Below are 18,168 nucleotides of genomic sequence, written 5' to 3' on the forward strand. Positions count from 1 at the left end.
CCTCCTCAGGGTAGAACATATGAATTTCACCCAAAGGTGGACAAAGCGAGACGCTTCTCACACCCGCCCGGTCCCCACCGTCACCACCGCACCGCCGCACTCCTGTCGCTACCTCGCTGTCACGTCAGCCCCCCAGCGCCGTGTCGACCACCGCCCGGGCCTCCTCCTGGACCTGGCGCAGATGGTCGGCACCGCGGAAGGACTCGGCGTAGATCTTGTAGACGTCCTCGGTCCCGGAGGGCCGTGCCGCGAACCAGGCGTTCTCCGTGGTCACCTTGATGCCGCCGATGGCCGCACCGTTGCCCGGGGCCTCCGTGAGCACGCCGGTGACCGCTTCCCCGGCGAGGGTGTCCGCGGTGACCTGCGCCGGGGACAGCTTGGCGAGCAGCGCCTTCTCCTCGCGGTTCGCGGGGGCGTCGATGCGCGCGTAGGCGGGTTCGCCGAAGCGGGCGGTCAGCGCCGCGTAGTGCTCCGACGGCGTCTTCTCGGTGACCGCGAGGATCTCGGAGGCGAGCAGCGCCAGGATGATGCCGTCCTTGTCCGTGGTCCACACCGAGCCGTCCCGGCGCAGGAAGGACGCGCCGGCCGACTCCTCGCCGCCGAACCCGATCGACCCGTCGACCAGTCCGTCCACGAACCACTTGAAGCCGACCGGCACCTCGACCAGTCGGCGCCCGAGATCGGCGGCGACCCGGTCGATCATCGTGGACGACACCAGCGTCTTGCCGATGCCGGTGCCGGCGGGCCACTGCTCGCGGTGGGCGTAGAGGTAGGCGATCGCGGCGGCCAGGTAGTGGTTGGGGTTCATGAGCCCCGCGTCCGGCGTGACGATGCCGTGCCGGTCCGCGTCGGCGTCGTTGCCCGTGGCGATCTGGAAGCGGTCGCGCTGGGCGATCAGGGAGGCCATCGCGTACGGCGACGAGCAGTCCATACGGATCTTGCCGTCCCAGTCGAGCGTCATGAACCGCCAGGTGGGATCGGTGAGCGGATTGACCACGGTGAGGTCGAGCCGGTGCACTTCGGCGATACGGCCCCAGTACGCGACCGACGCCCCGCCCAGCGGATCGGCGCCGATGCGCACGCCTGCGGCGCGGACCGCGTCCAGGTCCAGGACGCTCGGCAGATCGGCGACGTAGGTGCCCATGAAGTCGTAGCGGCCGGTGCCGGGGGCGGCGAGGGCGCGCTCGTAGGGGATGCGGCGTACGTCCTTGAGGCCGGCGGTGATGATGTCGTTGGCCCGGTCCTGGATCCAGGACGTCGCCTCGGAGCCGGCCGGTCCGCCGCTGGGCGGGTTGTACTTGAAGCCGCCGTCGGCGGGCGGGTTGTGCGAGGGGGTGACCACGACGCCGTCGGCGAGGCCGGAACTGCGGCCGCGGTTGAAGGTGAGGATGGCGTGCGAGACGGCGGGGGTGGGCGTGTAGCCGTCCGACTCGTCGATGAGGACGGTCACGTCGTTGGCCGCGAACACCTCCAGGGCGGTGACCCGGGCGGGCTCGGAGAGCGCGTGGGTGTCGGCCCCCAGGAAGAGGGGACCGTCGGTGCCCTGTTGGGCGCGGTACTCGCAGATCGCCTGGCTGGTCGCGGCGATGTGGTCGTCGTTGAACGCGGTCGCCAGTGACGAACCGCGGTGCCCTGAGGTACCGAACGCCACCCGCTGGCCCGGGTCGGCCGGGTCCGGGTGCAGCGCGTAGTACGCGGTGACCAGCCGGGCGACGTCGACGAGATCCTCGGGTCCGGCCTGCCGGCCCGCTCGCTCGTGAGGCATGTGCCCGCTCCTCCACATCGGTTGACCAATATCGTCTGCCCGCCCATCCTCCCCCGTCACGGCGGCGGACCGCGAGTGGCCCGCCCCGGCGGGAGCCCGACGGGCCCGGGCTCCGCACAGACGGATCGTGTCGCGATACCGGCGCCGAGGCCAGGGGCCGGGCGAACCCCGGTCCTGACACCTGTCAGGGACCGCCGGCGGCCATCCGTTCCTAGCGTGAGCGGTGCACCGGAGCGAGCGCGCACAGCCCTCCTCCGGCGGACCCGCTCCCCACACGGACAGGACCTGTCGATGCCTCGCTCAGCGACCCGCAAGACGCTCACGCTCGCCCTCACCACTTCCGCCGCCGCGGCCCTGATCGCCCTGCCGACCGGCTCGGCCCAGGCCGCCTCCAACTGCTGGCCGACCGGGATCACCGCTTGGGGCCACAACGCGTTCACCTGCAACAACGTGCAGGGCGCGAACGTCTACGAACTGGTCGACGGCGCCACCCACGTCATCGACCACCTGCGCACGAACCCCTCGTGGTTCGCCTGTCGCGCGGACTTCACCGACCGCCCCAACGGCTCCAGCGTCCACCCCTACCGCTGGCTGTGGACGCAGGGCGACGACAACGCCACCTGGGGCTGGGTGTCCGACGGCGACGTCATCAGCGAGACGAACACGGTCGAGCCCTGCTGACCCGACGAGGGGAACGAGCGTGCCGACGGCCTGCCGACGGGCCGTCGGCACGCACCGACTCCCTTCTCCCACAAGCCTTTTGACCATTCGCCTACAGGAAGAGACGGCCTCATGCGTCTGCTCCGACACCGTTCCATCCTCGCCTCGGCGGCAACCCTGACCGCGCTGCTGCTCGCCCTCTGCACGGCCGCGCCGGCCTCGGCGCGGCCCGCCGAGGCGCCGTCCGTCACCGTGCCGTCCGGCGTCACGGCCGGGGTCGCCGTCTTCGACCGCAGCACAGGCACCTTCACCGAACAGCTCAACTCCTCGACGCAGTTCAGGTCGGCTTCGGTCGTCAAACTGCTGCTCGCGCTGGACTTCCTCTGGAACCGGGGCCCGGACTACTCGATCCCGGCCGCCGACCGCGCCCTGCTGGAGCCGATGCTCCGCAGCAGCAACGACGACGCGGCCAACCACTACTGGACCGAGGACGGCGGCTCCGCGATCATCACCCGCATGGTGAGCCGCCTCGGCCTCACCGACACCCAGCCGCCGCCGGCCGGCTACGAGGGCTTCTGGGGCTACACCGCGCTCTCGGCCCGTGACACCGTCACGATCTACCGCTACATCCTGGACAAGGCGCCCGCCCCGGTACGGGACTTCGTCATGGGCAACCTGCGCCAGTCCACCCGCTGCGCCTCGGACAAGTTCGACCAGCACTTCGGCATCCCCGGCGCGTTCCAGAAGCCCTGGGCCGTGAAGCAGGGGTGGTCGGGCGAGTACGAGGACGGCACGTGCGGTTCGCCCACCGCGGCGGCCACCTCCGGGGCGAGGACGACCGGCGCGGCCAAGACGGACACGAAGGCAGCCGCGGCCGGAGTGGACCTGTCCCGCCCGGCCCTGCACACCACCGGCACCGTGGGCGCCGGCGACCGCGCGATCGTCGCCGTCTTCACCCAGCACCCGGTAGGGACGTCGTACGGCAAGGCCTACACGGACATCGGGCGACTGACGCGCTCGCTGAACGTACCGGGCGCGACCCGGCCGGCCGGCACGTGGTTCGGGACCTGGAGCGAGCACGTGAACGTCCGTCCCGGTCCGTCCACGGCAGACGCGCCGCTCACCCAACTCCCGGCCGGTGTCGAGGTGTTGGTGGGCTGCCAGGTCAAGGGCCAGGTGGTGAACGTGCCGCCTTACACCAACGAGTGGTGGGCCTATCTGCCCCAGTACGGCGGCTATGTCTCCAACATCTACATGAGCTCGCCGGACAACCAGCTGCCCAACGTGTCGGTGTGCACGGGCAGTCAGGGCGCGCGCACCCAGTAGCCCGGGTACTGCGCCTCAGCCCTCGTACTCCGCGAGGTAGCGCAGCACCTTGTTCACGTGCGGCCGCACGGCTTCGGGGACACCGCCCTCCTCGATGACGCTGCGGTCGCTCGTGCGGTAGCCGGCCGCGATCAGCGCGGGCAGGTCCTTGGCGGGCATGCCCTCCTGTTTGAAGCGCTGGTCGAGCCAGCAGATGTACAGGCTCATGGTCGAGATCGCGTCGGGCGGTGACATGTAATCCTTGTCGCCGTCCTTGTCGCCGTCCACGGCCCAGGCCCGGAAGACCGCGGGCGTCCACATGGCGACGCCGTACTCCTCGGTGGCCGGTCGGGCCGCTTTCGTGTCGAAGCCGCTCTCCGCCTTGATCATGGCGGCCAGCAGGACGGGGGTGATCTCCGCGTCGGTACAGCGGCGGGCGGCGCTGTCGATGACCGGGCGCAGGTCGTCGGGGACGTCGGAGTCGGCGGGGATCGCTCCGGGGGTGGGGGTGGCGTGCGCGTCGGTCACCACGGCCGGGGTGCCGCCGCCCTTCTTCCCGTTGCCGCCGTCGTCCCGGAGAAGCGCTGCCCCACCGGCGGTGGCGGCCGCCAGAACCACCATTGCGGCCACGGCGGCCGGCAGCAGACGACGTCTTCCGCGCGAGCCCGCGGTGCCCGTCAGCCGCTCGATCCTGGTCGCGAGCGTGTCGGCCGAGTGCCGCTGGCGGGCGGCGTGGTCGGGGGCGAGGCAGTCGGCGATCAGGCGCCGCCAGTCCTCCGGCAGCCCCGCGTCCAGGCGCAGTGGTGCCGTGCCGCGGGCGTAGGCCTGGGCGGCGAGGGACCGGGCGCGGGCGGTGGCACCGGGGAACGGGTGGAGTCCACCGGTGAGGACCTGGTGGGCGAGGACACCGAAGGCCCAGATGTCGGCGCTCGGGCGGACGACCGCGCCCTCGACGCCGGTGCGCTGCGACCACCATTCCGGCGGCAGATGGTCGAGGGTGCCCAGCGGCGGCAAGTGCGCGTGGGTGCCGTCGAGTTCGGCGGTGAGCCCGAAGTCGGCCAGCCATACGGCGCCGTTCGGCCCCAGCAGGACGTTGGCGGGCTTGAGGTCTCCGTGCACCCGGCGCGATGCGTGCATATGGGCGAGGCCGGCCGAGACTCCGCGCAGCACCCGGTCGGCGCCCTCGATCGGGCGGCCGGTGTCGGCGGCGTCCAGCACGTCCTGAAGGCCGGTCTCTGCCCGGTCCATGACCAGGGCGATCGCACCGTCCCACGCGTCCAGACCGGGGGCCTCCACGGTGTGGACGGCATGCGTGCGCACCAGGTTGGGGTGGTCCGCCTCGGTGCTGAACCGGACCTCGCTGGCGACGAGTTCGCCGAGCGCGGCGCGCTGCCCGGGGGCGAGGGCGCCGGTCGGCAGCAGCTTCACCGCGACGGGCACCCCGTCACCGTCGCCGACGGTGTGCGCCTCGTGCACGGTGCCCCAGCCGCCGGAGCCGATGACCGCGCCCAACTCCCAGTCGGCGATGCGGAATCCGACGGGCAGCGGCCGCACCTCGAACGGCTCGCGGACGTCTTCGGACGCGGTCATGCCCGTACCCCCTCCACGGTGGCCCGGACCGCCCCGCGCGGCGGCAGCAGCCCCAGGTGCTCCTCACGTACGAGTCCGAAGCGCAGGGCGACGGAGGCGAGTCGGGCGCGTTTGGCGCCGGTGCGGCCGTCGTCGGGACCGGTCTCCTCGCCCAGGTCCAGGCGGAGTTTGGCGAGGGCCAGGTAGTCGACGTGGTAGTTGACCGCCGAGCGCGTCAGACCCTGACAGGACTCCAGCGGGCGCAGGCGCTCCACGATCTCCCCGACGCCGGGCAGGGTGGCGTCCGAGCCGTCGCGCAGGCGTGGCTCGCACAGCGCGACCAGGACGAGGAAGTACTTCGCCGTCATGTCCAACGCGAAGGGCAGCACGGTCTGTTCGCCGGCTCCGGGCACCGATCGCTCGTCGAGATACGCGTGCTGCGGGGCGAACACCTTGAAGGCGGCGGTGCCGGACAGGGCGGGCAGCACCACCCGCGAGAACTCGAACGGCACCGGCGCGCCGAGGCGGCCCGGAGCGACGGTGATGTACTCGCCGGCGCCCTCCAGGTTCTCCACGACGTAGGAGGCGCTGCGGCTGTAGTTGGACAGCCGCCAGTAGTCCTCGGCCGCCTCCAACCGCCCGGCCCGGCGCGAGACTCCGGGGTCGGCGAGCAGGATGCGCACGCCCGCACCCTCCGGCACGCCTCCACCCTTCGGCAGGCCCCGCCCGAAGTCGGCCGCGTCTCCGGGTCCCAGATGCAACAGTGCGGTGCCGCGTCCGACTTCCGGTTCCGGCCGCAACAGGTCAGGCCGCGGCGGCTCCGGCAACTGGACGATGATCGTTTCCATTTGTGATCTCCCCCGAGACGGTCGGGGGGATTCTACGTTCGATCGTCGCGGCCCACACCGCGATGATCGCGTTCACGCCACACGCGGCCGCGCGGCGAGAACACACAGGTCGCAACCAACGCGTCGAAACCGCTACGAGCCCGGCGCCTCATCGGGCAGGATCGCGGAGTCGTACGCCCCTCTGTACGGTGTCGCGCGACGGCACCGGCGCCGATTCGCGGTAAGAAGGTCATCGACAGCGGCAAGGCAGTCTGGACACTGGGCACATGAACATCGAGGAGCGAGATCCGCGCACGGCCTTCCGTACGGTCGGCGACCGGCAGCCGCACCTGCGGGTCCGCGGGAACGACCGGGGCGCGCCGGGCCACGATCCGCAGGGCTGGCCGCTGATCCGCGACTGCCTCACCGAGAGGGGCTATCGGGGCATGCTCGGCATCGAGTCGTTCACCGCGGACAACGCGTCGATCGCCACCGCCGCCTCTGTCCGGCGCCCGCCGGCGCAGTCCCAGGACGGCCCCGCCATGGCGGGCCTGCGGTTCCTGCGTGAGTGGCAGGAGGGCCGGTCATGACCGCGCATGTCCTGGGGATCGACTTCGGCACCCTGTCCGCACGGGTGCTCGTGGTGAGCGCCGACGACGGTGCCGAACTGGCCTGTGTGGAGCATCCGTACCGGAACGGCGTGATCGACCGCGCCCTGCCCGGGTCGGGCGCCGGGCTGCCACCCTTGTGGGCGCTGCAGGACCCGCGGGACTGGCTGTCGGTCCTGCGCGAGGCGGTGCCCGTGGCGGTCGGGCAAGCGGGGATCGATCCGGCGAGCGTGGCCGGGGTGGGCACCGACTTCACCGCCAGCACCCCGCTGCCCGTGCTCGCCGACGGAACACCCCTGTGCGTCCTGGACGAGTTCGCCGAACGCCCGCATGCCTGGCCGAAGTTGTGGAAACACCACGCTGCTCAGCCACAGGCGGAGCGGATCACCGACCTCGCGCAGGCGTCGAAGCAGCCGTGGCTGTCCCGATACGGCGGCAGGATCTCCGCCGAGTGGCAGCTCGCGAAGGCGCTGCAGATCCTCGACGAGGACCCCGAGGTATGGGCGGCCACCGAACGCTGGATCGAGGCGGCGGACTGGATCGTATGGCAGCTGACCGGCCGGGAGACCCGGAACCCGTGCACCGCCGGATACAAGGGCCTTCACCAGGACGGGAGTTACCCGGAGGAGGACTATCTCGCCGCGCTGCACCCGCGGTTCGCCGACGTGTACCGCACCCGTGTCGCCCATCCGCTCGCCCCGCTCGGCAGCAGCGCGGGCGGGCTGAGCGCGCGGGCCGCCGCCTGGACCGGGCTGCCGGAGGGCACACCCGTCGCGGTGGGCAACGTGGACGCGCACGTCACCGCGGCCGCCGCCCAGACCTACGGGAACGGCCAACTCCTGGCCATCATGGGCACGTCCACCTGCCACATGATGAACGCCGACGTGCTGCGCGAGGTCCCCGGTGCCTGCGGGGTGGTCGACGGCGGCATCGTCGCCGGGTCCTTCGGCTACGAGGCCGGGCAGAGCGGGGCCGGCGACATCTTCGCCTGGTGGGTGGAGAACGCCGTACCCGAGCGCTACCACGAACCGGGCCGTGGCGTGCACGAGGTGCTCGGCGAACTCGCCGCCCGCCAGCGGGTGGGCGAGCACGGGCTGCTGGCCCTGGACTGGATGGGCGGCAACCGGTCGGTGCTGGTCGACCACGAACTGTCCGGAGCGCTGCTCGGCATGACGCTGTCGACCACGGCGGTGGACATCTACCGGGCGCTGCTGGAGTCGACCGCGTTCGGCACCCGCGTGATCCTGGACGCCTTCGGCGCCGCGGGCCTGCCCGTGACGGAGTTCGTCGCCGCCGGAGGCCTGGTCAGGAACCCGCTGCTGATGCAGATCTACGCGGACGTGACCGGGCTGCCAATGAGCGTGGTCGACTCCGCGCAGGCGCCCGCGCTCGGTGCGGCCGTCCACGCAGCGGTGGCCGCCGGCCTTCATCCCGAGGTCCGCACCGCGTCCGCCGCCATGGGCCGCCGCCACCATGCCGCCTACCTGCCGATCCCGGAACATCAGCGGGTCTACCAGCAGTTGTACGAGGAGTACGTGCGACTGCACGACCATTTCGGCCGCGGGGGCAACGACGTCCTGCACCGCCTGCACGCACTGAAGACGAGGAGTCCGTGATGCGCCAAGGGGACGCCCGAGCGCCTTCCTATGCGCTCATCAGGGCGCAGACGAAGTTCTCCTCGACGGCCCGCATCCGCTTCAACTGCTCAGGCGCCTGGGCCTGGTTGATCTGCGAGGTGACGGAGAAGGTCAGCGACCGGCGCCCGTCCGGCGTGGCCGCGATCAGCTGGGTGTAACCCGGGAAGTTGCCGGTGTGCCCCAGCACGACACCGCACCGGGTGGCGTAGCGGAAGATACCCAGGCCCGCCATGTTGGCACCGGGACCGGCGGGCTCGGACGCACCGGCGATCCAACTCCGCTGCTCCCGCAGCACACTTGACCGCTCGTAGAGCGCCCCTCCGGCGTAACCGCGAACGAAGCGGGTCATGTCGGCCGGCGTGGAGATGATCCCGCCCGAAGCCCACACGCCGGACGCGCTGAGGACCTCGCTGACGTCCTCCACCGGCGAGGGCGGCGCCACGTCATAGCCGTGCAGATAGGGCTCGGGCATCCGGTACCCCTGCGGCAGGCTGGTGTCCCGCAGTCCCAACGGCCGGTAGACCAGTGTCCGCAGCAGCTTCTCGTACGGTGTCCCGGTCACCGCCTCCGCCATCAGGGCCACGGCGATGTTGTCGGAGTTGGAGTACACGTACCGGCTTCCCGGCTTGAACCCCAACGGCTGATCGGCCACGAAGTCGAGCAGCCGGCGGGAGTCGAAGTGGTGGCGCGGGTCGGCGGTGACGATCTTCAGGAACTCCTCGCTCCGCGAGAAGTCCGGCAGACCACTGGTGTGGTTGAGCAGTTGTCGCAGAGTCACCCGGTGCCAGGCCTTGGGCAGGCGCGGAAGCCGTCGCCCCAGGGTGTCGTCGAGGTGCAGGGCGTGCCGGTCGACGAGGCTGAGGGCGACCGCCGCGCTGAACGCCTTCGCGGTGCTGGCGATGCGCATGTGGTCGTCCGGCTGGGGCCGTCGGTCCGTGGCGAGGTCGGCGACACCCGCCCGCACGACGCGGGTCTCCCCGTCCTTCTGGAGAACGGCGATGAGACCGGGCGGTCCGCCCGGGGATTCGACGAACCGGTCGGCCTGACGCTGGAGGTCGTCGCCGTGTTTCGTGACGGCGGTACTGGTGGTGGCGGGGCCGAGTGCGGTCACGCAGGCGACGAGGGCACAGGCGAGCAGCCGGAGGGGCATGGCATCTCCCAGGGACGGGGTGGCGGGGCAGGCCCAGCCTTTCCCTCGATCGGCGGGGAGGCTTCTTGTGCTGCTGCATACGGCGGAATGCCGGCCGCGGCACCGGTCATTCGTCGGCGGGATACACCTTCAGGACCCTGCCCTGGGGATCGGCCTGCAGATATCCACTGACGCTGTAGTCGCCACTGAGGTAGATCGCGAGGTAGGCGGGGGTGTTGGAGATGTTGTTCGGCGGGTTCAGCAGCAGGTAGGCGGTCTCCGGCTTGTCGACGTTCAACTTCTTCTCCGCGAAGGCGAGGAGGCTCGGCACTGCGTCCCAGTCGTAGTTCTCAAGGCTCACAGGCTCTTTGCCGCCAAACAGGCTGCCGTTGATTATGCCCTTCTTGACCCCCGTCGCCGGCCGGTAGTCGTACGTGTCGTACTTGGTCCGGCTACCGGGGACCATCGCCTTCACCGACACGTAGTCCTGGTAGACGGAAAGGTCACAGAAGGTGTCCCGTCCCGTCTTCTTCTCGATGGCCTTGAGCGCGGTTCGGATGCCGTCGGGCGTGAGCATGCCCTTGGCCAGCTTCGACGAGCCTTTCGGGACCGGCGTCCCCTTGTCGGCAGACGGAGACGCAGGGTCCGACACAGACCCGGAACCGAGCGACCCAGGCGTGGACGCCGACGTGGTCTTCCCCGTCGGCCCCGCCCCCAGGGACCCCGACCCGTCATCGCGATCGCCCCCGAACTGCGTCACCCAGGTCAGCCCACCGACCAGCACCACACCCGCTGCGGCAGAGGCGATCACAGCCCGGCGCGATCCCGTGGAACGGCCCGGCACAACCGTTTCGGCGAGCGGCGGAGGCAGGACGGGTATCGCGTCCTGCGGAGGTGCCAAGGGATACGACGTGACCGGCTCCGGGACGGCCTCCGCGGCGGCGGCCAGCATCCGGTCGACGGTCGCCGCGTCGGGCCGCGCCCCGGGATCACGTACCAACACCGCGGTCAGTACGGGCGTAAGAGCCCCGGCCTGCTTCGGCGGCGGGACGTCCTCGTGGAGGACCGCGGCCAGCGTGGCCAGCGTCGTGCCCCGGCGCAGCGGGTGGTGGCCCTCGACGGCGACGTACAGCATCATCGCCAGCGACCAGAGGTCGGCCGCGGGGCCGCCGGCCTCGCCGGTGACGCGTTCCGGGGCCATGTAGTCGGGCGTGCCGATGATCGAACCGGTGGCCGTGAGCGCGGTGGACTCCCGGATCGCGGCGATCCCGAAGTCGGTGAGGACGGGCCGGCCGTCGGTGCGCAGGAGGACGTTGGCGGGCTTCACGTCTCGGTGCTGGACGCCCGCCGCGTGCGCGGCGTTCAGGGCCTCAAGGACACCGCGGCCCAGGCGGGCGGCGTCGGCCGGGGCCATCGGGCCACGGGCCAGGCGGTCGGCGAGGGAGCCGCCCTCGACCAGTTCCATGACGAGCCACGGGTAGGTGCCCTCGCCGCCGTCGACGATGTGGTGGATCGTCACGACGTTCGGATGCTGGACCCGGGCGAGGGCCCGCGCCTCGCGCAGCACCCGTTCCCGCAGCATCCGCGCCGAGGGCGGGTCGTACTCGGCGAGATCCGGGTCCGCGGGCCGGACCTCCTTGACGGCCACGCTCCGGTGCAACAGCAGGTCGCGGGCGCGCCACACCGTGCCCATCCCGCCGCCTCCGAGCCGCGACTCCAGCTCGAAACGCCCGTCGACGACCCGTCTGCCGCTGTCCCCCTCGTTCATGGCGAGGAGCATAAAGGACACCATGTCCGGCAGCGGACGGCGGCCTTCTCCCTCAGCTCATCAGTCCTGCCGCGAGCGTGGCGCCCAACTCCCAGCACGCCTCGACATCGGACTTCTCCGGTGTTCCCGTCACGGTCACCGGCTGGGCCGCGCGCCGCCAGCCGAGGCCGGTCGTGATCGCGTCGATCGCGCGCACCGCCCCCGTGACGTCGCTCCCGCCGTGCACGTAATAGCCGAAGGGGCGGCCCTGCGTCGCGTCCAGGCACGGGTAGTAGATCTGGTCGAAGAAGTGCTTGAGGGCGCCGGACATGTAGCCGATGTTCGCCGGCGTGCCCAGCAGGTACGCGTCGGCCGCCAGGACGTCGGAGGCGGTGGCCGACAGGGCCGGCCGTCGTACGACGTCGACGCCCTCGATCTCGGGTGCGGTCGCCCCGGAGACGACGGCCTCCAGCAGGGCCTGGCAGGTGGGCGAGGGCGTGTGATGCACGATCAGCAAGGTGGGCACCTTCCGCACCCTAAGTCAGGGGGACGCCTCCCCTTCAGAAGCGGCATCTCCATTCAGAAACGACACCGCTGAATGCGATGAAAAGGAGTTGTTGGACTTCAGAATCGTGCGCGAGCACAGTGAACCTCATGAACCACCTCGCGAATCCCGAGCGCTACGACGGCACCATGCGCTACCGGCGGACGGGCCGCTCCGGCCTCGACCTCCCGCTCCTCTCCCTCGGTTACTGGCACAACTTCGGGGACGACCGCCCCTTCGAGAGGCAGCGCGAGATCGCCCTGCGCGCGTTCGACCTCGGGATCACCCATCACGACCTCGCGAACAACTACGGCCCGCCCTACGGCTCCGCCGAGATCAACTTCGGCCGCCTGATGAAGCAGGACCTCGCGCCGTACCGGGACGAGCTGGTGATCTCCACGAAGGCCGGCTGGGACATGTGGCCCGGCCCCTACGGCCAGGGCGGCGGCTCCCGCAAGTACGTCCTCGCCTCCCTCGACCAGTCGCTCCGGCGCATGGGCCTCGACTACGTCGACATCTTCTACTCGCACCGCCTCGACGCCACGACTCCGCTGGAGGAGACGATGGGCGCGCTCGACACGGCGGTGCGCCAGGGCAAGGCCCTCTACGTCGGCATCTCCTCCTACGACGCCGAGCGCACGCGCGAGGCCGCCGCGATCCTCAGGGACCTGGGCACGCCGCTCCTGATCCACCAGCCCTCGTACAACATGCTCAACCGCTGGATCGAGACGGACGGTCTGCTGGACGTCGCCCAGGAGGAGGGGTTCGGGGTCATCGGGTTCACCGCGCTCGCCCAGGGCCTGCTGACCGGCCGCTACCTCGACGGCGTACCCGAGGACTCGCGCGCCGCGGCGGGCACGTCGTTCGACACGTCCTGGCTGTCGGAGGACAACCTGCAGCGGTTGCGCGCGCTCAACGACATCGCGGCCCGGCGCGGCCAGACCCTGGCGCAGATGGCGCTGGCCTGGGCGCTGCGCGACGAACGGGTCACCTCGCTGGTGATCGGCGCCTCGCGCACCGAGCAGCTGGAGCAGAACGTCGCCGCGCTGGAGAACCTCGACTTCAGCGCCGACGAACTGGCCGAGATCGACAAGTACGCCACCGACGGCGGCGTCGACCTGTGGCAGGACGCCCGGACCGGCAGCCTCGGCTGACAGACCGGACCAGCTCGAAGGAGCACGGCTCCGCCCGGCACCGCGCCGCTCAGCACAGCACGCGCAGTGCTCCCGGCAGGACCCGCACGGTGACGGGGAGGACGGCCTCGACCTCCCCGTCCGCGCCGTAGGGCACCTCGCGGTCGGCCTCGATGCGGATCTCCCGGCCGCGCAGAATCGTCACCTCGGGCCGTCGGACGTGGGCGCCCGTCTTGAGCTCGTTCATCAGGGCGAAGAACAGCCGCCGGGGTGCCTCGCGGATCATGACGACGTCCAGGAAGCCGTCGTCCACGCGCGCGTCGGGGGCGATCAGCCGACCGGAGCCGTAGTAGCCGGAGTTGGCGGCGACCACCGTGTAGCCGGTGTGCGGGTGTTCCTCGCCGTCGACGGTGACGCGATACCGGGCCGGGCGCCAGGTGGTGACGGCGCGCAGTCCGCCGGCGTAGTAGGAGGCGGCTCCGCGCAGGAGTTTCGCGTGGTTCGCGTGCCGGTTGGCGAGCGCGTCGACGCCGGCGTACACGCTGCCGAGCACGACGGTGCGGTCGTGGACGGCCGACTCGACCTCGATGGTGTCCACCGGGCGCGGCTGGCCATGGAGCAGCACCTGCGCCAACTCCGCTGGTTCCGTGGGGAGCTCGAGCGCCCTGGCGAAGTCGTTGCCACGGCCCGCCGGTACGAGGCCGAGCACGGCGTCCGTTCCGCTGAGCGCGCCCCCGATACCGCCGGCGATGCCGTCCCCGCCGACGGCGAGCACCACGCGGCCTCGCCCGCCGGCATCCCGGGCGAGTTCCTTGGCGTGGTCCAGGCTGCGGCTGTACTCGGTCTCCAGCTCGGCCCCCGCCGCACGCAGCAGCCGGGCCACGTCGAGCAGCGCGGCGGCCGAGGCGGAGCCGCCCGCGGTGGGGTTGACGACGGCGGTGAACTGTCGCATCGGTGCGCCTCCGGGGCGGACGGGGTGTCGGTTCGGCGGTGGGCGGGTCGGCTCAGTCGAGGGGCAGCAGGACACCGGGACTGAGCACCCCGGCCGGGTCCACGCACCGTTTCACGGCGCCCAGCGCCCCGACGGCCAACGCGCCCGCCTCCCGCACGTACCAGTCGCGGTGGTCGGTGCCCACGCCGTGGTGGTGGGTGATGGTGCCGCCCGCGGCGAGGATCGCCTCGTTGGCCGCGTGCTTGGCCCGTGTCCAGATCGCCAGTGGATCCTCGCCCTGCGCCGAGACCACCGTGAAGTAGAGCGAGGCGCCGTTCTCGTAGACGTGGGAGATGTGGCACATGACCAGCGGCGGGGTGCCCGCCTCGGTGAGTGTGGTGGTGAGGGCGTCACGAACGGCCGCGTACAGGCCGGGGACGCGGGACCAGAAGGCGGCAGTCTCCAGCGTCTCGGCGAAGGCGCCCGCGTCGAGGAGCGAGTCGCGCAGATACGGGGCGGAGTAGCGGCCGTGCGCCCAGCGCTCGCCGGGTTCGGTGCCGAGGGGCGTGCCGCCGCTCTCGCGCAGGACGGCCGCCGCGTGCTCCCGGCGGTAGGCGGTGCCCTCCACCGTGCCCTCGTAGCCCGCGATCGCCACGCAGCCGCCGGCCGGTGGTGTCTCGGCGGAGCCGATCGCTTCGGGCTGGGCGAGCCCGGTCAGCGTCTCGGTCTCGTCGGACAGCCGCAGCACCGTGGGTCGCGGGCCATCCTGGGCGAGCCGGCGCAGGGCCGCGCCGCCCTCTTCGAAGGACGCGAAGCGCCAGCCTTCGTAGAAGCGGATCTGCGGGACCGGGCGGACCCGGACCGTGACGGAGGTGATGACGCCGAAGGCGCCCTCCGAGCCGAGGAAGAGCTGGCGCAGGTCGGGGCCGGCGGCGGAGCGCGGGGCGCGGCCGGTGTCGACGGTTCCCTCGGGGGTGGCGAGGGTGAGGCCCAGGACCATCTCGTCGAAGCGGCCGTAGCCGGCGGAGGCCTGGCCGCTGGAGCGGGTGGCGGCGAATCCGCCGATGGTCGCCCACTCGTAGGACTGCGGGAAGTGGCCGAGGGTGAAGCCGTGTTCGGCGAGCAGCGCCTCGGCCCGCGGTGCGCGCAGGCCCGCTTGCAGGGTGGCGGTGCGGGAGACCGGGTCGACGGTGAGCAGGCGGTCCATCCGGCGCAGGTCGAGGGCGACGAAGGCGCCCCCGCGGCCGGGGGCGAGGCCGCCGACGACGGACGTGCCACCGCCGAACGGCACGACCGCCAGGCCGAGTTGGGCACAGGCCCGCAGCACAGCGAGCACCTCGTCGTGGTCCGAGGGGAGCACCACGGCGGCCGGGATGTCGTCGACCTCGCCCTCCCGGATCCGCAGCAGGTCGGGCGTGGACTTGCCGCGCGTGTGCCGGATCCGGGTCTCCGCGTCGATACGGACGTGCCGCCCGCCGCCGACCGCGGCGCTCAGGGCGTTGAGGGCGGCAGGCTCCAACTCCGGCTCGGGGACGGCGATTTCGGCCAGGTCGACCGGCGCCGCCGCGCTCGGCTTCACGCCGAGCAGATCGCGCAGCAGCCCGATCACCGTGTCGGGCAAGGGAGTTGCCCGGTCCGGGTCGCCCCAGCCGCTCCACAGCATGTCCATCGCTGTCATCCTCACCGGTCGATGTCGAGCGCTCGCGCTCCGGTCCCGTTCCCCGAATTCCGTTCCTCCGCGGCCCCACCGGGCCCCGAGGCGTTACACTGTGACACATGACGCCTATTCGTCACAACCAGTCGGACGGCGACGCGGTGCTGGACGCGGTCCGCGACTGCGTCCTGGCCGTCGGGGTCCGCCGCACCACGCTCACGGACGTGGCCCGCCGCGCGGGCGTCTCCCGGATGACGCTGTACCGGCGCTGGCCCGACGTGCGCTCCCTGGTCGGCGACTTGATGACCCGCGAGTGGGTCGGCGTGGCCACCGGGGCCATTCCCGAGCACCGCCCGGACACGACCGCGCGCGAGCGGCTCGTGGCAGGACTCGTCGCCGGAGTCGAGTCCTTCCGCGCCCACCCGCTCTTCCGCAAGATCGTCGACGTCGATCCCGAACTGCTCCTGCCCTACGTTCTGGACCGCCGCGGAGCCAGCCAGAACGCCCTGTTGGAGCTGCTCGCCGACGGCCTCAAGGAAGGGCACGCCGACGGTTCGGTGCGTCACGCACACCTTGAACGACAGGCCCGGTCGCTGCTGTTGATCGTGCAGTCCTTCACCTTGTCCCTGCGGACCATGACCGACGAGGACGACGCCGACCTGTCCTCCGCCGCCTTCCTCACGGAGCTGCGGGACATCCTGGAGAGGACCCTCACGCCATGACCCCCAGCCCCGCCGCCGGTTCGTCCCTGTCCGCCGCCCGGCGCTCCCGCGACCTGGCCGACACGGTGGGCGGTCCCGTCGTCGACGTCCTCGTGGTGGGACTCGGCGCGACCGGCGCCGGGGTCGCCCTGGACGCGGCGGCCCGTGGTCTGACCGTCGCCGCGATCGACGCGCACGACCTGGCCTTCGGGACCTCCCGCTGGAGCAGCAAACTCATCCACGGTGGGCTGCGCTATCTCGCCTCAGGGCAGCTCGACGTGGCCCACGAGAGCGCGGTCGAGCGCGGGGTGCTGATGGAGCGCACGGCGCCCCACCTGGTCCGCGCCCAGCCGTTCGTGCTGCCGCTGACTCCCCTGGTCTCCCGCGGTCAGGCCGCCCTGGCCCGGGCCGGCTTCCGGGCCGGCGACACCCTGCGCGTGGCCGCCCGCACCTCCCGCGCCACCCTGCCCGCCCCGCGCCGGCTCTCCGCCCTGGAGACCCGCCACCTGGCGCCCGCCCTGCGCGCCGACGGCGTACGCGGCGGCCTGCTGTCCTGGGACGGCCGGCTCACCGACGACGCCCGACTGGTCACCGCCCTCGCCCGGACCGCCGCCGCGCACGGCGCCCGCGTCCTCACCCGCGTCCGGGCGCTGGAGCTGACCGGCTCCGGCGCCCGCGTACGCGACGAACTCAGCGGCGAGGAGGGCGAGATCAGGGCCCGCGCGGTCGTCAACGCGTCCGGCGTGTGGGCCGGCGGCCTGGTCGACGGCATTCGCATCCGCCCCTCCCGCGGCACCCATCTCGTCCTGCGCGCCGAGCGCCTCGGCCCGCTCCCGGCCGGGCTGCACATCCCCGTCCCCGGCGAGACCAACCGCTTCGTCCTCGTCCTGCCCCAGGGCGACGGCCGCGTCTACGTCGGGCTGACCGACGAACCCGTCGACGGGGACATCCCGGACGTGCCCGAGGTCCCCGAGGCGGACATCGGCTTCCTGCTCGATGTCCTCGGCTCGGTCCTCGACACCCCGGTCCACCGCGCCGACGTGGTGGGCGCGTTCGCCGGACTGCGCCCTCTGCTGGACACCACGGCCGACGCCCACTCCGGTACGGCGGCCAGGACCTCCGACATCTCCCGCCGGCACGCGGTGCTCACCTCGTCGGAGGGCGTCGTGACCGTGGTCGGCGGCAAGCTCACCACCTACCGGCGGATGGCGCAGGACGCCGTGGACGCCGCCGTCCGCACCCGCGGCCTCACGGCGGGTCCCTCCCCGACCGCCTCGCTTTCCCTGGTCGGCGCCGCCTCGCCGCGCACGCTGGACGCGCTACCGGCACCCGGGCGGCTGATCCGGCGGTACGGCACCGAGGCCCTCGCCGTCCAGGCACTCGCCGAGCGCGACCCCGGGCTCGGCGAGCGCGTGCTCCCCGACCATCCCGTCACCGCCGCCGAGGTCGTCTGGGCCGTACGCCACGAAGGGGCCCTCGACGAGGCCGATCTGCTCGACCGGCGTACCCGCATCGGCCTGGTGCCCGCCGACCGGGCCGCGGCGCTGGACGCGGTGCGCCGACTGCTGGGCGACATCGTGACCCGGCACGGCTGAGCGCTGGTCCGGACAGCCGCGTCCGTCGCGCGAAAGCGCGTATCGGTCCTTATCGTCTGATTCCGTGACACATACCTTCGACGAGCTGGTGGAGAAGCAGCGCGCCGCCGATCAGGCGCACGACCGGGTCGAGGAGCTGCGGGACTCCTACGGGCCGCCGACGCAGCCGGAGGGCTGGAGCGGGCAGCAGACCGATACGTACGAGACGGCCTGGCGGGCCTGGCGCGATCTGGCCCGCGAGGTCCAGGCCACCGTCACCGAGTACGCGAAGGACGAGGGACTGGCGCGCAACGACGTCGAGGCGGACGTCAAGTCGGCGGCGCGGCACCCGAAGCCGGAGGAATGACGGCGTACGAAGGCGCC

16 protein-coding genes are annotated in these 18,168 nt (G+C 72.1%); 8 read left to right on the forward strand and 8 right to left on the reverse strand.

Annotated features, from left to right (window positions below; translation table 11 throughout):
* Nucleotides 1-124 precede the first annotated feature (124 nt).
* Entirely contained in the window at nucleotides 125-1,765 is a 1,641-nt protein-coding gene (pgm, locus tag ACIQI8_RS01775) for a phosphoglucomutase (alpha-D-glucose-1,6-bisphosphate-dependent) (protein WP_402343455.1), read from the reverse strand.
* A 291-nt stretch (nucleotides 1,766-2,056) separates the two neighbouring features.
* Here pgm and ACIQI8_RS01780 point away from each other — a divergent pair, with 291 nt between their 5' ends.
* A complete protein-coding gene (locus tag ACIQI8_RS01780) occupies nucleotides 2,057-2,446 on the forward strand; it encodes a hypothetical protein (RefSeq protein WP_402343458.1) in 390 nt (129 codons plus the stop codon).
* Nucleotides 2,447-2,557: 111 nt separating this feature from the next.
* Entirely contained in the window at nucleotides 2,558-3,751 is a 1,194-nt protein-coding gene (locus tag ACIQI8_RS01785) for a hypothetical protein (protein WP_402343461.1), read from the forward strand.
* 15 nt (nucleotides 3,752-3,766) lie between these two features.
* Here ACIQI8_RS01785 and ACIQI8_RS01790 read toward each other — a convergent pair whose 3' ends face one another.
* Together ACIQI8_RS01790 and ACIQI8_RS01795 are read right to left on the reverse strand one after the other, a co-directional pair.
* Nucleotides 3,767-5,320 carry a protein kinase gene (locus tag ACIQI8_RS01790; protein ID WP_402343464.1) on the reverse strand — a complete coding sequence of 518 codons (1,554 nt, stop codon included), beginning with the start codon at nucleotides 5,318-5,320 and terminating at the stop codon, nucleotides 3,767-3,769.
* The gene (locus ACIQI8_RS01795; RefSeq protein ID WP_402343467.1) at nucleotides 5,317-6,147 is read right to left on the reverse strand and encodes a serine/threonine protein kinase; all 831 of its coding nucleotides are present in this window, start codon (nucleotides 6,145-6,147) and stop codon (nucleotides 5,317-5,319) included. Before ACIQI8_RS01795 ends, ACIQI8_RS01790 begins: the two co-directional genes overlap by 4 nt.
* 266 nt (nucleotides 6,148-6,413) lie before the next feature.
* Here ACIQI8_RS01795 and ACIQI8_RS01800 point away from each other — a divergent pair, with 266 nt between their 5' ends.
* On the forward strand, nucleotides 6,414-6,716 hold the full coding sequence (locus tag ACIQI8_RS01800) for a hypothetical protein (RefSeq protein WP_402343470.1): 303 nt from the start codon (nucleotides 6,414-6,416) through the stop codon (nucleotides 6,714-6,716).
* Nucleotides 6,713-8,350 carry a ribulokinase gene (gene araB / locus ACIQI8_RS01805; RefSeq protein ID WP_402343473.1) on the forward strand — a complete coding sequence of 546 codons (1,638 nt, stop codon included), beginning with the start codon at nucleotides 6,713-6,715 and terminating at the stop codon, nucleotides 8,348-8,350. Before ACIQI8_RS01800 ends, araB begins: the two co-directional genes overlap by 4 nt.
* Before the next feature lie 28 nt (nucleotides 8,351-8,378).
* Here araB and ACIQI8_RS01810 read toward each other — a convergent pair whose 3' ends face one another.
* The 3 genes from ACIQI8_RS01810 to ACIQI8_RS01820 all read right to left on the reverse strand — a co-directional run bounded on the left by ACIQI8_RS01810 (nucleotide 8,379) and on the right by ACIQI8_RS01820 (nucleotide 11,773).
* A complete protein-coding gene (locus ACIQI8_RS01810) occupies nucleotides 8,379-9,521 on the reverse strand; it encodes a serine hydrolase domain-containing protein (RefSeq protein WP_402343476.1) in 1,143 nt (380 codons plus the stop codon).
* 106 nt (nucleotides 9,522-9,627) lie between these two features.
* Nucleotides 9,628-11,268, reverse strand: coding sequence for a serine/threonine-protein kinase (locus ACIQI8_RS01815; RefSeq protein ID WP_402343479.1), 1,641 nt, complete (start codon nucleotides 11,266-11,268; stop codon nucleotides 9,628-9,630).
* Nucleotides 11,269-11,320: 52 nt separating this feature from the next.
* A complete protein-coding gene (locus ACIQI8_RS01820) occupies nucleotides 11,321-11,773 on the reverse strand; it encodes a flavodoxin family protein (RefSeq protein ID WP_402343482.1) in 453 nt (150 codons plus the stop codon).
* A gap of 128 nt (nucleotides 11,774-11,901) precedes the next feature.
* On the opposite strand from ACIQI8_RS01820, the gene mgrA reads away from it, so the two are divergent.
* Nucleotides 11,902-12,945, forward strand: a complete 1,044-nt coding sequence (mgrA, locus tag ACIQI8_RS01825) for an L-glyceraldehyde 3-phosphate reductase (RefSeq protein ID WP_402343485.1) — start codon at nucleotides 11,902-11,904, stop codon at nucleotides 12,943-12,945.
* 49 nt (nucleotides 12,946-12,994) lie between these two features.
* Here the strand turns inward: mgrA and ACIQI8_RS01830 are convergent, their stop codons facing one another.
* Nucleotides 12,995-13,876, reverse strand: coding sequence for a YegS/Rv2252/BmrU family lipid kinase (locus ACIQI8_RS01830; protein WP_402343488.1), 882 nt, complete (start codon nucleotides 13,874-13,876; stop codon nucleotides 12,995-12,997).
* Nucleotides 13,877-13,928: 52 nt separating this feature from the next.
* Nucleotides 13,929-15,524 carry an FAD-binding oxidoreductase gene (locus tag ACIQI8_RS01835; protein ID WP_402343491.1) on the reverse strand — a complete coding sequence of 532 codons (1,596 nt, stop codon included), beginning with the start codon at nucleotides 15,522-15,524 and terminating at the stop codon, nucleotides 13,929-13,931.
* 107 nt (nucleotides 15,525-15,631) lie between these two features.
* On the opposite strand from ACIQI8_RS01835, the gene ACIQI8_RS01840 reads away from it, so the two are divergent.
* From ACIQI8_RS01840 to ACIQI8_RS01850, 3 genes are all read left to right on the forward strand, one after another.
* Entirely contained in the window at nucleotides 15,632-16,231 is a 600-nt protein-coding gene (locus ACIQI8_RS01840) for a TetR/AcrR family transcriptional regulator (RefSeq protein WP_402343494.1), read from the forward strand.
* Entirely contained in the window at nucleotides 16,228-17,805 is a 1,578-nt protein-coding gene (locus ACIQI8_RS01845) for a glycerol-3-phosphate dehydrogenase/oxidase (protein ID WP_402343497.1), read from the forward strand. The genes ACIQI8_RS01840 and ACIQI8_RS01845 overlap by 4 nt, the downstream gene beginning before the upstream one ends.
* A 64-nt stretch (nucleotides 17,806-17,869) precedes the next feature.
* Nucleotides 17,870-18,151, forward strand: coding sequence for a hypothetical protein (locus tag ACIQI8_RS01850; protein ID WP_402343500.1), 282 nt, complete (start codon nucleotides 17,870-17,872; stop codon nucleotides 18,149-18,151).
* Nucleotides 18,152-18,168 lie beyond the last annotated feature (17 nt).

This window comes from Streptomyces sp. NPDC092369 (assembly GCF_044755245.1).
Lineage (GTDB): Bacteria > Actinomycetota > Actinomycetes > Streptomycetales > Streptomycetaceae > Streptomyces.